The 16208-nt window shown below is 39.7% G+C and carries 16 protein-coding genes; 4 read left to right on the top strand and 12 right to left on the bottom strand.

The features are described 5' to 3' along the window. Nucleotides 1-119: 119 nt before the first annotated feature. Nucleotides 120-470, top strand: coding sequence for a PEGA domain-containing protein (locus IPZ59_RS15620; protein ID WP_236136978.1), 351 nt, complete (start codon nt 120-122; stop codon nt 468-470). Between the two features lie 1144 nt (nt 471-1614). Here IPZ59_RS15620 and tnpA read toward each other — a convergent pair. Continuing rightward, nucleotides 1615-2076 (bottom strand): IS200/IS605 family transposase, encoded by a 462-nt coding sequence (gene tnpA, locus IPZ59_RS15625; RefSeq protein ID WP_236136979.1) that lies wholly within the window; start codon nt 2074-2076, stop codon nt 1615-1617. 596 nt (nt 2077-2672) lie between these two features. Beyond that, entirely contained in the window at nt 2673-2819 is a 147-nt protein-coding gene (locus IPZ59_RS15630) for a hypothetical protein (protein WP_236136980.1), read from the bottom strand. Nucleotides 2820-3674: 855 nt separating this feature from the next. On the opposite strand from IPZ59_RS15630, the gene IPZ59_RS15635 reads away from it, so the two are divergent. Continuing rightward, a complete protein-coding gene (locus IPZ59_RS15635; RefSeq protein ID WP_236136981.1) occupies nt 3675-3839 on the top strand; it encodes a hypothetical protein in 165 nt (54 codons plus the stop codon). Nucleotides 3840-4078: 239 nt separating this feature from the next. On the opposite strand, the gene rplT is transcribed toward IPZ59_RS15635, so the two are convergent. The 6 genes from rplT to IPZ59_RS15665 form a co-directional block, all read right to left on the bottom strand. Then, the gene (gene rplT, locus IPZ59_RS15640; RefSeq protein ID WP_236136982.1) at nt 4079-4423 is read right to left on the bottom strand and encodes a 50S ribosomal protein L20; all 345 of its coding nucleotides are present in this window, start codon (nt 4421-4423) and stop codon (nt 4079-4081) included. Between the two features lie 100 nt (nt 4424-4523). Continuing rightward, nucleotides 4524-4721 (bottom strand): 50S ribosomal protein L35, encoded by a 198-nt coding sequence (gene rpmI / locus IPZ59_RS15645; protein WP_236136983.1) that lies wholly within the window; start codon nt 4719-4721, stop codon nt 4524-4526. A 21-nt stretch (nt 4722-4742) separates the two neighbouring features. Then, entirely contained in the window at nt 4743-5294 is a 552-nt protein-coding gene (infC, locus tag IPZ59_RS15650; protein ID WP_236136984.1) for a translation initiation factor IF-3, read from the bottom strand. 85 nt (nt 5295-5379) lie between these two features. Next, on the bottom strand, nt 5380-7329 hold the full coding sequence (gene thrS, locus IPZ59_RS15655) for a threonine--tRNA ligase (RefSeq protein ID WP_236136985.1): 1950 nt from the start codon (nt 7327-7329) through the stop codon (nt 5380-5382). Between the two features lie 115 nt (nt 7330-7444). Next, nucleotides 7445-8665, bottom strand: a complete 1221-nt coding sequence (locus IPZ59_RS15660) for a 6-bladed beta-propeller (protein WP_236136986.1) — start codon at nt 8663-8665, stop codon at nt 7445-7447. A gap of 5 nt (nt 8666-8670) precedes the next feature. Further along, nucleotides 8671-9858, bottom strand: a complete 1188-nt coding sequence (locus IPZ59_RS15665) for a 6-bladed beta-propeller (protein WP_236136987.1) — start codon at nt 9856-9858, stop codon at nt 8671-8673. 105 nt (nt 9859-9963) lie between these two features. Here IPZ59_RS15665 and lhgO point away from each other — a divergent pair, with 105 nt between their 5' ends. Continuing rightward, nucleotides 9964-11163 carry an L-2-hydroxyglutarate oxidase gene (gene lhgO / locus IPZ59_RS15670; protein WP_236136988.1) on the top strand — a complete coding sequence of 400 codons (1200 nt, stop codon included), beginning with the start codon at nt 9964-9966 and terminating at the stop codon, nt 11161-11163. A gap of 331 nt (nt 11164-11494) precedes the next feature. Here the strand turns inward: lhgO and IPZ59_RS15675 are convergent, their stop codons facing one another. From IPZ59_RS15675 to IPZ59_RS15690, 4 genes are all read right to left on the bottom strand, one after another. Then, nucleotides 11495-12241 carry a TerC family protein gene (locus IPZ59_RS15675; protein ID WP_236136989.1) on the bottom strand — a complete coding sequence of 249 codons (747 nt, stop codon included), beginning with the start codon at nt 12239-12241 and terminating at the stop codon, nt 11495-11497. An 81-nt stretch (nt 12242-12322) separates the two neighbouring features. Next, nucleotides 12323-12862, bottom strand: coding sequence for a hypothetical protein (locus IPZ59_RS15680; protein ID WP_236136990.1), 540 nt, complete (start codon nt 12860-12862; stop codon nt 12323-12325). A 230-nt stretch (nt 12863-13092) separates the two neighbouring features. Continuing rightward, nucleotides 13093-13452 (bottom strand): hypothetical protein, encoded by a 360-nt coding sequence (locus tag IPZ59_RS15685; RefSeq protein ID WP_236136991.1) that lies wholly within the window; start codon nt 13450-13452, stop codon nt 13093-13095. A 125-nt stretch (nt 13453-13577) separates the two neighbouring features. Continuing rightward, complete coding sequence (locus IPZ59_RS15690; RefSeq protein WP_236136992.1) at nt 13578-14549, bottom strand: YheT family hydrolase; 972 nt, start codon at nt 14547-14549, stop codon at nt 13578-13580. A gap of 95 nt (nt 14550-14644) precedes the next feature. On the opposite strand from IPZ59_RS15690, the gene IPZ59_RS15695 reads away from it, so the two are divergent. Beyond that, nucleotides 14645-15985, top strand: a complete 1341-nt coding sequence (locus IPZ59_RS15695; RefSeq protein WP_236136993.1) for an amidohydrolase — start codon at nt 14645-14647, stop codon at nt 15983-15985. The last annotated feature ends 223 nt before the right edge of the window (nt 15986-16208 follow it).

The raw sequence follows: 16208 nt of genomic DNA on the forward strand, positions 1-16208 counted from the left end.
TTCAAATATATGGTTTAAAACACACCTGTTCTGATTTGGTTCATAAAATAAATTAACTGACTCAAATCATAGTTTTTATTCAATCTAGGCTTTAAATTGCACCAAAATTAAGCCAAACTATGAAGAATTTATTGTTAAAAAACACTAGCATCTTTCTAATTGCTGTTTTGTTATTCAGTTCTTGTGTAAGTACTACGGTCATTCAAAGCTATCCTTCTGATGCAAAGCTTTATATCAATGGAGAGTATATGGGAACTACTCCTGTAACCTACAGTGATAAAAAAATTGTGGGTTCCACCAATTTAGTCACGTTAGAAAAAGAAGGGTATAACCCGTTGAATACGGCATTCTCTAGAGATGAGGAACTCGATGTAGGTGCGTTGGTGGGTGGTATTTTTGTATTGGTGCCATTTTTATGGATTATGAAGTATAAACCCACACGTAACTTTGAATTAAAACCATCTAATTAATAATTTTAATAAGCGCAATATTTTGTGTTTTTAAAATAGTTCCGAAACAAGCGAGGTCTCGTAGCCACGATTCACAAATCCTAATGGCATGATGTCGGCCGTCCCGATGGGACTTGGGATGGTAGCCGATGCTATTTTTTCCGAGGGTTGAAACCCTCGGCTAGAATGTCGGTCATGCCTACGGCATTGGTTGCCCCAAATCTCATTTGATAACCTAATAAAAGCTCCATAGGAGCGATAGATTCATGCTAGCAACGGGTTTTAACCCGTTGACCACAAAATCCACCACATGGGCGAAGTGTCGTAGACACGATCGACAAATCCTAATCAACACGATGTCGACCGTCCCGATGGGACTTGAGGAAAGACCGAGATTTTATGGTTTCCGAGGGTTTCAACCCTCGGCTAGAATGTCGGTCGTTCCTACGGCATTGATTGCCTCAAATCTTATTCTCTACCCTAATTAAAGCTCCATAGGAGCGATAGAAACATTTTAGCAACGGGTTTCAATCCGTTGAGAACAAATCCACCACGCAGGCGAAGTGTCGTAGACACGATCGACAAATCCTAATCAGCATAATGTCGGCCGTCCCGATGGGACTTGGGGAAAGACCGAGATTCTATGGTTTGCGAGGGTTGAAACCCTCGGCTAGAATGTCGGTCATGCCTACGGCATTGGTTGCCCCAAATCTCATTTGATAACCTAATAAAAGCTCCATAGGAGCGATGGATACATTCTAGCAACGGGTTTCAACCCGTTGAGAACAAATCCACCACCCAGGCGAAGTGTCGTAGACACGATCGACAAATCCTAATCAGCATAATGTCGGCCGTCCCAATGGGACTTGGGGAAAGACCGGGATTCTATGGTTTCCGAGGGTTGATACCCTCGGCTAGAATGTCGGTCATGCCTACGGCATTGATTGGCCCAAATCTCATTTGCAAATCCAATAAAAGCTCCATAGGAGCGATAGAGACATTCTAGCAACGGGTTTTAACTCGCTGATAACAAATCCATTAAACAGGCGAAGTGTCGTAGACACGATCGACATAGGCTAGCAAATTGAAGAATTCCAATTTCCAAAATATTCAAGAAATTGGATAATGAGTTTTTGAATTAATTCTGAATGAGTAAATGAAATCATCATTCTGGAACTTTAAAAATGTATCTTGCATCGTATTCAATCCTATATTTTTTCAACATATGCTCATATTCCTCTAGGAACGTGACCCTTTTGTAGTGGACTTCTTGATTTTTAATGTATTGATAAACCTGATCTATTTGCCCATAACTGTAAGTAAATGCACCAAAGCCTTTTTGCCATTCGAACTTAGAATCTATCAATCTTGAATCATTCACCCATTTAGATGATTTAGCTTTTACATTTTGTAAAACATCTGATAATGAGTGTTTAGGCTTAAAACCAAATAGACAATGTACATGATCAGCTACTCCATTGACCAAAATGGATTGACAATCAGTTTCATTTATCAAATTACCAATAACCGAATGAAATTCACTTTGCCAAGATTTTTGAATGAGAGCATTTCTAAATTTTACCGCAAATACAGTTTGTACCAAGAGAATTGAATAAGTGTTTGCCATGATAATATTTGTTTGATCGTGTATCAATTTACTCTCTGTTAATCTTTTAACCTTGAATCATGAGAAAGTTAAACGTTTAATTTACAGAGATAAGAGTATTTGATTGAAAACATCTCTATATCTTAAATCTATGAAATATTTTTTGTCGGCCGTCCCGATGGGACTTGGGATGGTAGCCGATGCTATTTTTTCCGAGGGTTGAAACCTTCGGCTAGAATGTCTGACGTGCCTACGGCATTGGTTGCCCCAAATCTCATTCGCTAACCTAATAAAAGCTCCATAGGAGCGATAGACATGCTAGCAACGGGTTTTAACCCGTTGACCACAAATCCACCACATCCGGGCGAGGTCTCGTAGGCACGATTCACAAACCCTAATCAACATGATGTCGGCCGTCCCGATGGGACTTGGGATGGTAGCCGATGCTATTTTTTCCGAGGGTTGAAACCCTTGGCTAGAATGTTGGTCATGCCTACACCATTGGTTGCCCAAAATCTCATTCGCTAACCCAATAAAAGCTCCATAGGAGCGATAGACATGCTAGCAACGGGTTTTAACCCATTGACCACAAATCCACCACATCCGGGCGAGGTCTCTTAGCCACGATTCACAAATCCTAATGGCATGATGTCGGCCGTCCCGATGGGACTTGGGATGGTAGCCGATGCTATTTTTTTCCGAGGGTTGAAACCCTCGGCTAGAATGTCGGTCATGCCTACGGCATTGGTTGCACAAAATCTCATTTGCTAACCCAATAAAAGCTCCATAGGAGCGATAGACATGCTAGCAACGGGTTTCAACCCGTTGAGAACAAATCCACCACATGGGCGAAGTGTCGTAGACACGATCGACAAATCCTAATCAGCATAATGTCGTCCGTCCCGATGGGACTTGAGGAAAGAACGGGATTCTATGGTTTCCGAGGGTTGAAACCCTCGGCTAGAATGTCGGTCATGCCTACGGCATTGGTTGGCCCAAATCTCATTTGCAAATCCAATAAAAGCTCCATAGGAGCGATAGATACATTCTAGCAACGGGTTTCAACCCATTGACCACAAATCCACCACATCCGGGCGAGGTCTCTTAGCCACGATTCACAAACCCTAATCAACATGATGTCGGCCGTCCCGATGGGACTTGGGATGGTAGCCGATGCTATTTTTTCCGAGGGTTGAAACCCTTGGCTAGAATGTTGGTCATGCCTACAGCATTGGTTGCCCAAAATCTCATTCGCTAACCCAATAAAAGCTCCATAGGAGCGATAGACATGCTAGCAACGGGTTTTAACCCATTGACCACAAATCCACCACATCCGAGCGAGATCTCTTAGCCACGATTGACAAATCCTAATCAACATAATGTCGGCCGTCCCGATGGGACTTGGGATGGTAGCCGATGCTATTTTTTCCGAGGGTTGAAACCCTCGGCTAGAATGTTGGTCATGCCTACGGCATTGGTTGCCCCAAATCTCATTTGATAACCTAATAAAAGCTCCATAGGAGCGATGGATACATTCTAGCAACGGGTTTCAACCCGTTGAGAACAAATCCACAACATGGGCGAAGTGTCGTAGACACGATCGACAAATCCTAATCAACATGATGTCGGCCGTCCCGATGGGACTTTTGGGAAGACCGGGATTCTATAGTTTCCGAGGGTTGAAACCCTCGGCTAGAATGTTGGACGTTCCTACGGCATTGGTTGCCCCAAATCTCATTCACAAATCCAATAAAAGCTCCATAGGAGCGATGGATACATTCTAGCAACGGGTTTCAACCCGTTGAGAACAAATCCACCACACAGGCGAAGTGTCGTAGACACGATCGACTATGGCTAATGCCGTAAATATCGGTCATCTGGATGGTACTTAAGGGGAACCCTCCAAACAATTTTTTTCGCTCTTATTCCACATTTTTTGCGAAAGACCAAAAAAAAGCCCATCAAACATGATGGGCTTTTATATGGAACCTCTCGGTTCCTATGTCAAATAAGAAGTGCGGTCTTATTTAACTTTTTCAACTACAGCTTTGAATGCCTCTGGGTGGTTCATAGCTAAATCTGCAAGAACTTTTCTGTTCAATTCGATGTCAGCTTTTTTCAACATACCCATAAATTGTGAATAAGAGATACCAAATTGTCTGGCACCTGCATTGATACGCTGGATCCATAGAGCTCTGAATTCTCTTTTCTTCGCTTTTCTGTCTCTGTAAGCGTACTGTAAACCTTTTTCGTACTTGTTTTTGGCTACTGTCCAAACGTTTTTACCACGTCCAAAATAACCTCTTGTTGCTTTTAAAACTTTTTTTCTACGTGCTCTTGAAGCAACCGCGTTGACCGACCTTGGCATAGTTTTGTGATTTTTTGACCCTAGGTGCCTATTGGACTTAAAACCTTAGCGTCTGGTGAATAAATAAACCTGTTAAATTAATTAGATTGAAGGAATTGGATTATCCAATTCTTAGCATTGCTTTTACTCTGCCCTCATCTGTCTCATGAACCATACCCATTTGAGTTAGATTTCTCTTTCTCTTGGTAGCTTTCTTGGTCAAGATGTGACTCTTGTACGCGTGCTTTCTTCTAATCTTTCCGGTTCCAGTTAACTTGAACCTCTTTTTTGCACCTGATTTTGTTTTTACTTTAGGCATAACTGTATATATTAGTTGAAATTATTTCTTGGCCTTGGGGGCAAGGAATAAAAACATCCGCTTACCCTCCATTTTAGGAAGTTGTTCCACTATACCATACTCTTCCAATTCTTGGGCAAACTTCAACAAAAGCATCTCTCCACGCTCTTTAAACACGATACTCCTTCCAACGAAATGTACATAAGCCTTCACTTTCGCACCTTCTTTTAAGAAACCGATCGCATGCTTCAGTTTGAAATTAAAATCATGGTCGTCCGTATTCGGGCCGAATCTGATTTCCTTCAATACTGTTTTGGCAGCATTTGCTTTGATTTCTTTTTGCTTTTTCTTCTGCTCGTACTTGAACTTTGCATAATCAATGATTTTACAAACAGGAGGATCCGCATTTGGAGAAATCTCAACTAGATCCAGGTCGTTTTCCTGTGCTAGTTTGATGGCTTGAGGAACTGTCATAACGGCGTTACCGCCTTCTATGAAGTCTCCTACTAAACGTATTTCTCGAGCCCTGATTTTCTCATTCACGCGATAAGGCTCTTCTTGTCTTTGTCTACTGTAAGGTGTTCTCCCTCTCAAATTAGTATGGTATTTAATGAAATCGACTGCAAATATCGGAATAATTTCGAGATTAAAAAAAATCCCAACTATTTTACCGTTTTATTTAATTTTTTAAAGATTCAGCTATTATCCCTTTAAAATGGGCAATAAATTCATCCACGCTCAAACTTCCCAAATCCCCTTCTCCATGCTTTCTGACAGAGATTTTAGATTCTTCTTGTTCTTTTTCTCCCACAATTAACATAAATGGAATTTTCTTCACTTCTGCATCTCGGATTTTTCTACCGATTTTTTCATCTCGATTGTCTATCTGCCCGATAATATCATGTTCTTCTAACACAGACTTAATCTCTTCGGCATAGTCCTTATACTTTTCCGAAATTGGTAAAATAGTGATTTGCTCGGGAGATAGCCATAATGGGAAATTACCGGCACAATGCTCAATCAACACAGCGACAAATCGCTCCAAAGAGCCAAAAGGCGCTCTGTGGATCATCACCGGTCTGTGCTTTTGGTTGTCCGCGCCGATATACTCCAATTGGAAGCGTTCTGGTAAGTTGTAATCTACCTGAATGGTTCCCAATTGCCACTTTCTGCCCAAAGCGTCTTTGACCATGAAGTCTAGCTTAGGCCCATAAAATGCTGCTTCACCGAGTTCGGTTACCGTATCCAATCCACGCTCTTCAGCAGCTTCGATAATGGAACGCTCCGCTTTCTCCCATGCCTCATCCGTTCCTATGTATTTTTCTCTGTTGTTAGGGTCTCTTAAAGATATCTGAGCTGTAAAGTTTTCAAAACCCAAGGCTTTAAACACATACAATACCAAATCAATCACTTTCACAAACTCTTCCTTCACCTGCTCCGGACGGCAGAAAATATGGGCGTCATCTTGCGTAAAACCTCTCACTCGTGTCAATCCATGCAATTCTCCACTTTGCTCATATCTATACACGGTACCAAACTCAGCATAGCGAATAGGCAAGTCTTTGTAGGAACGAGGCTTGTGCTTATAAATTTCACAATGGTGAGGACAGTTCATCGGCTTCAGCAAAAACTCTTCTCCTTCATTTGGAGTGGCTATCGGCTGAAATGAATCCTTCCCATACTTTTCATAGTGTCCAGAAGTTTCATATAAGATTTTGTGTCCGATATGCGGTGTAACTACCTGCTGATAGCCCGATTTGTCCTGCGCACGCTTCATAAAATTGACCAAGCGCTCTCTCAAAAGTGTACCTTTGGGCAACCACAAAGGTAAACCCATGCCCACTTTTTCGGAGAAAGTAAACAATTCAAGTTCCCTACCCAGCTTTCGGTGATCGCGTTTCTTTGCTTCTTCCAACATATGCAAGTATTCCTGCAATTCCTTGGCTTTCGGAAAGGTGATACCATAAATTCGGGTCAACATTTTGTTCTTCTCGTCTCCTCTCCAATAGGCACCCGCAATATTCAACAACTTAGCAGCTTTGATAAATCCTGTATTCGGAATATGAGGGCCACGGCATAGATCTACAAAATTTCCTTGCTCATAGAAGGTGATACTACCATCTTCCAAGCCTTCTAATAAGTCCAGCTTATACTCATCACCTTTTTCTTGGAAATACGCAATGGCATCTGCTTTGCCTACCTCCTTTCGAATGTAGTCATTCTTTTGACGTGCAAGCTCCAACATTTTGGCCTCAATTTTTTCGAGTTCAGCACCATCCAAGGGTTTATCTCCAAAATCTACGTCATAGTAAAAACCGTTTTCCAAAGCTGGTCCGATACCGAACTTAACGCCTGGATAGAGAGCTTCCAAAGCTTCAGCCATCAAGTGGGCAGAAGAGTGCCAGAAGGTATTTTTTCCTTCCGCATCATTCCAAGTTAATAACTGGACAGAAGCATCTGTTTGGATAGGTCTATTGGCATCCCAAGTTTCCCCATTTACTTTGGCGGCAAGAACATTTCTGGCTAAACCCTCGCTGATACTACTGGCAATCTGTAGCCCTGAAACTCCTTTTTCGTACTCCCGGACAGAACCGTCGGGAAGTGTAATCTTAATTTGTTGATTAGACATTAAAATTGATGTAAAACATGAAACATGGCATCTTTACAAACAGATGCTTTTTATTTGCCTGCAAATATGCAAATTCATTATGGCTTTATAAAAAGATACTACGGATTGGTTGAGTTTATTTTTTTGTCTTTAGAATCATCAAAACATAATTTTCTGTTTCTTTCCCATAAAATGCGGCCTCTATAAAATCCTTACCTTTTCCTTGTTGGTACTCTTGCCATTCCTGCGCTGACATGGTTTGTTTCTTTTCCACAGCCTTGTTGTACAAGCTTGGGCCTCTGTAAGCTATAGCAACTCTATTTTCTTGCAGTTGATATACTGGTGGATAAAAGTTAAAAGATTCATCAATATCATTCATCAAATCGAATTTTACCAAATGATGCTTTTTATTGATTTTATCAAAAATTGAAACTGCACCAAAGCCTGGCATCCTTAGTCTGCTCAGGATATAGTTGGAATTCGAAAAACCATAGGGAGCGTAAGATGATCCAGAGTTTTCTTTAAAATAGTCAGAAAATGCACGATTATCCAATTCCAATTTTTTCTCTATCATTCGAGTATGATCCATGGCCAACTTACCGAAATCAAAAACCATCAAAGGCTCAAATGAATTTTGATTGAAAGTGTACAAAGTATCGGTATAGGTTCTTGTAAAATAAAAGCCATTTTCGTAGGCATAAAAATTAACAGGATCACTCATGATTCCATAAAATATGGATGGATTCCTCGGGAAAAAACTTCCAAGAACCTTTCCAGCATGATTTATCTCTGAAACTAAATTTTCCGCATCCGAACCATGGTATACAAAGAAACTCTTTCGATCGGTATCGTAGTGAAATGTCCTGCCCGTTACTGGAATCTTAAACTCATCGAGAAAATTACCTTCCAAGTCAAACTTGATGATTTTTAATGGATGTGCAAGTAGGTAAACCGTATCTTGGACAACTTGAAGATCTGCCAATTCAATATACTTCCCCAATCCATCTCCAAGATTTCTTATCCTACGAATAAAATTTCCTTGCCTATCAAACATCTGAACACTTTTTCCTATCCACCAATCAAACACAAAGATCATGTCTTTGTATTCAATAAGTTTGGCAATTTCACCAATTTGAGAACCGGGATCTTCTGATTCCTTGAGCAATAAATAGTCAATCTCTGGCTCAAAAAACTCCGAAAGGCTTGCTTCTCTTAAGTTGTCGACATCAATTTTAATGGTGATAACGCCATCCTTTTCAGTTACTTCTTCAGAGTTAGCTATAGGTCCACAAGCACTCAAAAAAAAGAATAGGCCTCCCAAAATCAACCTGAAATTCCACTTTATATTTTTTATCATTATTTTCATTTTTTCCATTTCAAAATCATTAAAACCCTGTTTTCACTATTCTTGGCTCGGTTAGCCGTAGATACCAATTTGTACCCTTCTCCTTTTACAAAGGTCTCCCATGTTTGATCTGTCATTTTACTTCTCAAATGTTGAACATGCTTGTACAAATCCCTTCCAGTAGTCCAAGCATATACCGAGGAATCATTTAAATTACTTAGTCCATGAATTACTTTACCTTGATCCAAGTCATTGATAATTCCAGATTTGAATACAGAACCAGATGTTTTTTCGAAATCATAAATTCCTAAATAATGATTATTCCTATATTGAAAATAGCCCAAAAAGTATCTTTGATTTCCAACAGCCATACCTAGAAAATATAACGGTATCCTGTTATTCAAATAATCTAAATACTCTAAGGGTTCGTAGTCTTTGATTTGATTTAAATCACTTTTGGTGAAGCCCTTTTTTAAAAAATCAAACAATAAGAAAGGTTCTGACTTTTCATTTTTTAGCAGGAACAATGTGTCTGCATATTGTTCGAGAAAAACCACTCCCTCATTGATTTCAATAAAAGGTTCTCGATTGATTGTTTTTATTTCTTCAAAAGTTCCCCTAAAAGGAAACACTTCAAAATTTAATGTCCCTACCTGATCATAAACTTGCACCTGATTCATTATATCTGTCGATAGATAAGATGCAGCATAATAAAACTCATTACCCTTGGTGTCCACAAAAACTTCCAAAGCTGGTGACCTTAGCTTAGCATCATAAAGCCAGTTGCCGTCTAAATCATAGGAAAGAATTTTCCTTTGAGAAATATCAACTAAGCGTATTGTATCTTGGACAACTTGAAACGATGATGGATACATATACGAGCCTGGACCATCTCCGTACCCCCTTACTTTTCTGATAAAATCGCCTTTATCCGAAAAAATGTAAAAACAAATACAGATATCTTCATCAAAAATGTAGAATTTATCTCGATGTAAAATCAAGCGATGCATCACTCCTATGGAAGCATCTTCAGTGGATTCATCTTCCATCCAGACATAGTCTATGGATTCGAAATAATCAGAAAGTTTGGCCTCTGTGACGTTATCAATATCCACAATCAAAGTTGGAATACTTGACTGATTGGGATCTTTTTGACAGGAGGCTAAGCAAATGGTTAGTAAAAAGAGAGTAAAGCGTTTGAACATACGAGTCATTTGATAAAACTAATCAATTAAAACAAAAAACTCCTATCCTATCCCTAAATATTCTATTGTTCCAAGCGTATATTTGCCATTCAAAGCTTAATAGGCATGACATACGATATCATAATTATAGGTGGGGGAATTGTTGGACTCGCAACAGGGTTGAAAATCAAGCAAAAAAATTCATCCTTAACAGTGGCCATTTTGGACAAGGAGGATGAGGTGGCTAAGCATCAGACTGGTAATAATTCTGGTGTAATCCATTCCGGCTTATACTATAAACCAGGTTCGCTCAAGGCCGTCAATTGCATCAATGGCTACCATCAGTTAGTCAATTTTTGCAAAGAAGAGGGCATTCCATTTGAACTCACTGGGAAAGTGGTAGTCGCTACCAAAAAAGAACAACTATCTATATTGAATGGCCTGTATGACAGAGCTTTACAAAATGGTTTAGTCGGTACGAAAAAAATAAGCTTGGATGAATTGAAGGAATACGAACCCTATTGTGCAGGTGTAGCAGCAATCCATGTGCCCCAGACAGGTATTGTGGATTACAAAGTAGTCGCCCAGCGCTATGCCAGCAAATTTGAAGAATTGGGAGGGGAAATTTTCCTCCAAAAAACAGTCAAAGGCATCAAAACCCTTAACGGGATATCCTATGTACAAACCCAGCATCAGGAGTTTGCAGGAAAATTGATCGTCAATTGTGCGGGTTTGTATTCCGATAAAATAGCCCAAATGACTCAAGATGAGCCCTTGGATGTCAAAATCATTCCTTTCCGAGGGGAGTATTACAAAATCAAACAAGAGCGGGAGTATTTGGTCAAAAACCTAATTTACCCTGTTCCGGATCCTAATTTCCCTTTCCTGGGTGTTCATTTTACCCGTATGAAAAAAGGAGGTGTAGAAGCTGGTCCAAATGCCGTATTAGCATTCAAACGAGAGGGATATACTCGATTTGCGGTAAATATCAAAGAACTATCCGAAACATTGACTTGGCCAGGATTCCAAAAAGTAGCTGCTAAATACTGGAAAACTGGCATGGGAGAACTTTATCGCTCTTTCTCCAAAGCAGCATTTACCGCAGCCTTGCAAGAATTAATTCCGGATATTCAGGAGTCTGATTTAGTGGATGGAGGTGCTGGCGTCCGTGCGCAAGCATGTGATAAAACTGGAGGTTTGTTAGATGATTTTTGCATCCGAGAGAATGAAAAAGCCATCAATGTCTTGAATGCTCCTTCTCCCGCTGCTACCAGTTCCTTGTCCATTGGAGATTCGGTGAGTGATTTGGTGTTGAAGAGATTTTGAGGGAGAGACGAGTTGCGAGACTTGCCTGCTGCAAGCAGGATGCGAGAGGCGAGATGCGAGAATCAAGGGTGAGATATGATAGCGCGAACTAAAGTCGATAGATGTATCTGCCTATTGTAGAAGGCTTTGGTGATGTATTTTTAGGGGCCTGTAAATACAAGAATAACTATAAAAAAGTGTCATGTATTTTCAGGACTAGGTAGTCGTAAAATTATGGACTGCACTTACATAAATGCCTTGTAGAAATAATTTGAAACTAAGTTATTTAAGATGAAAACAAAAAAGCGGCAATAACCTGCCGCTTTGAGTTATGTGATGTGTAATTGAAAATTTACTTCTCCTTAATCCTAGGATTAAGTGCAACAGTTTTTCCTTCGGTATGCCTCCTCAACCTCATATTGATCAACTCTACTCCTAAGGAGAAGAAAACTGCAAAATAGATATATCCTTTAGGCACTTCAAAATGCAAGCCTTCTACCAAGAGCATGAAGCCTATCAAAATCAGAAAGGATAAAGCCAATATTTGAAGCGTAGGATGCTTATTAATGAATTTGCTTATTTTTCCAGCAAATAGCATCATCACTGCCATGGATATAATCACAGCTATAATCATGACAAGCACCTCTTTCACCAAGCCTACTGCTGTGAGTATACTATCGAAAGAGAAAATCACATCCAATAAAATGATTTGGAAGATTACCTTGGAAAGCCCAGTGGAAGAATTGGCTTTGACTTCTTCTGCTTTGCCCTCCATTTTGTGGTGAATTTCTACAGTGGATTTGAAGAGTAAAAAGAGCCCTCCAAAAGCCAAAATCAAATCTTTACCACTCAAACTGAATCCTAATAACTCAACTAATGGATCATTAAATTTGATGATGTAAGAAATACCTAATAGCAAGCCTATTCTAAATATCATTGCAAAAGCTAGACCTAATATTCTGGCTTTTTCTTGTTGATGCGTGGGGAGCTTATTGGAGATGATGGAAATGAAGATGATGTTATCCACTCCGAGAACAATCTCAAGGAATGTGAGGGTAGCTAATGCTATCCAGGTTTCAGAGACAAGAAATATTTCCATAGTAGGATGATGTATTGTTTTAGTGAAGTGGAAAATTCAGGGGAACTTTTGCTCTTTCCCCTGAATGTTTGTTTTATAGGTTTACACAATCTCAGAACTTTGCGCTTTGTGTAGGTTTTCTTTTTTATTGGTAACTGCTAGCTGATCTTTCAATAATTTCTCCCACTTTGTGAGAAGAACAGGTTCGCCGGATAAATCCGAAAACACTTCTCCATCATAGATTTCTATAGACACCAACAATATACCGGAACTTGTAAACAAATTAAGATATAACGCATCAATCACCTTGCGCTGACTTTTGCCTGTGCCAATCACTCTAGAAACCTCTTGTCTCGAAACGTGACTGATTTCTGACAAATGAATCACTGTGGGCTCAAAATTTTTGATGTCTTTGGTGTAGGCTAATTTTTCCTGGTTCAAATCAAGTCCTAGAAAATAGCGATCTCTCCAAATTTCTTTTGCTGCTACTTGCAAGTGTTGAGATTGCAGGAAGCTTTCTAACTTGGCTGCATTTTGAACGCTTTGTTTTCTAGCCTCATTGGAATAAATCATAAATGGTATGGCAAATGCGATCAAACTAACTACCGCAATAAGAAAGGTAATACTATCGAAGTCAAACATGAGTGTACGATTTTTATGACTGTTGAACAGCCAATATTTTGAATAATAAAGGGATAGAGGATTCATCCATAGACAAATCCATTATGATTGCAGAGATCTGCAGATCTGAATAATATCAATCATCCACTTGCAAAAACATGATTGGGATTTTTAGAACGAAAAGAAAGAATGCCAAACAGCAAATGAATGACTAATCCTAAAATCCTGTAGCTTTTGCAGCAGGCACGACTTTACCAAAAATAATGTGTGGGAAATTTGAGTTCTTTAATACCAAAAAGTAAATCAACATGCTTGTTCAGTAAAAACCATATATCTAACTGATTTGCTACATGCTTGAATATAAATGACTGAATACCATAAGCTACTGATGAATTAATTACTTTTTCTTGAGCGTTTGGTATACTTAGGTCTGTATTGGATTGGAGCATGAATCCATCGTACTGCTCTGCAATGGAATAATCAGTCAAGTAAGAGACTGATAAGTCAGAAGACACTAACTCAGCACGATCTACATAGGGCATACATAATGCCTGAACGATGACCCCAATGGTCAAGCAAATTACCCAATATTTTCTCTGCAGCCTGTTCATAACCTATACGAATCTAATATCAAATGTTAGGCCATTTTTTTTCTTTTCAACCCACGCTACCCTTTCTTGCTAATTTTTAATAACATGAATATGATAACAAAAAGAATGCATTCATCATGTAGCTTCTACTGGGCATCTTTCAACAAAAAATCCAAAAATCGCATCTCCGCCCAAGTAAACTCTTGACCCTTTACTTGAAACCCTGTATGGCCCCCACGTTTGGGCATTTCTAAGAAGATGTTGGTAGACTTTTCTGCAATTTTTACTGGAAAACACCGATCATAGAGCAAAGGATCATTGAGTGCATTGATAATCAAGGTAGGAATTTGAATAGTTGGCATATGTCGGTCAGCACTGACTCCATGATAAAAATCATTGGCATCTTTAAAGCCATGGAGTTTTGCTGTAAAGTGCGTATCAAAGGTATCAAAATCCTGGACTTGCTCCAGTAATTCCAAATCCACCAAATCAGGATATTGTTGGCCTTTCACTTTCATCTTTGCTTTCAATTTCTCTAAAAACCGCTTCTTGTAAAAAGAATTTTTCTTCCACCGAAGCGTCGCGGCCGAGTCTGGAAGATTACAAGGCGTAGAATAAACCGCTGCTTTTTTGATTTTTGAATTCAGTTCAAGTCCTTTTTCACCAAGGTATTTTAGCGTCTGTGCTCCACCCATGGAAATACCAACAAGATAAATCGATTGGTAGGCATGTTTATTTTCCACATGCTGCAATACCGTATCCAAATCATAGGTAGCGCCGTGATGATACAAAATAGGACCTTTATTCATTTCACCGCTACAGCTGCGGTTATTCCAGGCCAAAGCATCAATCCCCTGCTGATTAAATAATTTGGCTAATGCTTTGGCATAATGTCGCTCTGAACTCCCTTCCAAGCCATGGGAAATAACCAACAAGCTATCCGAACCAACCCTTGACCAATCCAAATCCAAAAAGTCCTCATCAGGTGTACTGATTCGCTCTCTGAAATAGTTGACTCCTTCGATTTTTCTAAAAATACTGGGAACAATGGTTTCCAAATGTCCATTGAAAAGCCATTTGGGATAGTTGGCATAAGAAGATTGGTGGATTAAAGGCATTAGCTGGCTTTGATATCAAAATTCAACCGTGAAATTAAAACATATCTGCATTTATAAAGCAATTTTGCTTACTTTATGCTTTAAATCAAACATCTATGAAGAAGTTTTTCTCAACGATTCTAGTACTTATGACCTTATCCTTACTTTCCCCTACTATTCACTCCCAAACAATTGATAAGTTTATCGATACAATTTATCCATCCTTGGATGCCTTGTATAAGCATTTGCACCAAAACCCAGAGTTGTCCCTACAGGAAAAAGAAACATCTGCACGAATGGCTCAAGAACTTCGAGCTTTAGGCTATGAAGTCACAGAGGGTATTGGTGGGTATGGAGTCGTTGGTGTTTTCAAAAACGGTGTAGGTCCTACCCTTTTGATCCGAACAGACATGGACGCTTTGCCCATGGAAGAGAAAACAGGCCTGCCCTATGCTTCTACCAAAAAAGCTATTGGCAATGATGGAAAAGAAACCTTTGTCACGCATTCCTGCGGCCATGATATTCACATGTCTGTATTTGTAGGAACAGCAAAGACAATGATGGAGTATAGAGGTTCTTGGAGAGGAACCTTACTGCTGGTAGCCCAGCCAGCTGAGGAGAATGGTATGGGCGCATGGAACATGTTGAATGACGGCTTATATGAACGCTTCCCTCATCCTGACTTTGCCATAGCCCTCCATGACGACCCTTTTCTACCAGCTGGCAAAGTGGGTCATAAAATAGGTGCTCTCATGGCAGGTGTAGATATGATGAACGTGACAGTTTATGGAGAAGGGGCTCACGGCGCAGCTCCGCATACAGGAATTGACCCAATCGTCCTTAGTGCTCAGATGATACAGGCTTACCAAACCATTGTGAGCAGAAGAATAGCTCCAACAGATCCTGCAGTTGTAACAGTTGGATCAATTCATGGGGGTACTATCCATAACATTATACCTGATAAAGTTGACATGCAACTGACACTTCGGTCATACTCCCCGAGTGTTCGGGAAGAAATGATTAGCAGTGTGAAGCGGATTTCTGAGAATATCGCCCGTTCTGCTGGATTGTCAGAAGACAAAATGCCTAAATATTGGATACGAGAGCCCCATACTCCAGCTTTGATCAATGATGTAAAGCTTACTAATCAAATGATTGAAGTTTTTAAAAATAGTTTGGGAGAGGAAAATGTAGTAGAAGTACAGGCACAGATGATTGGAGAGGATTTTAGCCGGTACGGTTTAGCTGATAGAAAGATCCCCATCAGCATGTTTTACTTAGGTGCCAATAACTCCACTTTCCTAGAAAAAGCAACAAAAGAAGGTCTTGAAATCCCCGGACTTCATAGCCCTTACTTTGCCCCTATTCCAGAACCAACGATAAAAACCGGTGTCAAAGCTATGAGCCTTGCCGCCATGAATATTTTGAATAATTTGGAATTAATGAAAGGTAATTGACAACTCGAAGTTGTAAGGTAAACATAAATTGTGCTCGAAAAAAAAGTAGAATTTAACTAACGCAGTCCAACTCATCTAGATTTTAGAACCAAAAGTTGAAACATGCATGCATCTACCTTCTAGTTTATCCTATCAAATCCAAATGAACCAAAGACAATACAAGCTTAACATGGAGATAATCAATCAACGATTTTACAATCATACCTTTGTCAAAGTAAAATTT

The organism is Mongoliitalea daihaiensis (assembly GCF_021596945.1).
Classification (GTDB): domain Bacteria; phylum Bacteroidota; class Bacteroidia; order Cytophagales; family Cyclobacteriaceae; genus Mongoliitalea; species Mongoliitalea daihaiensis.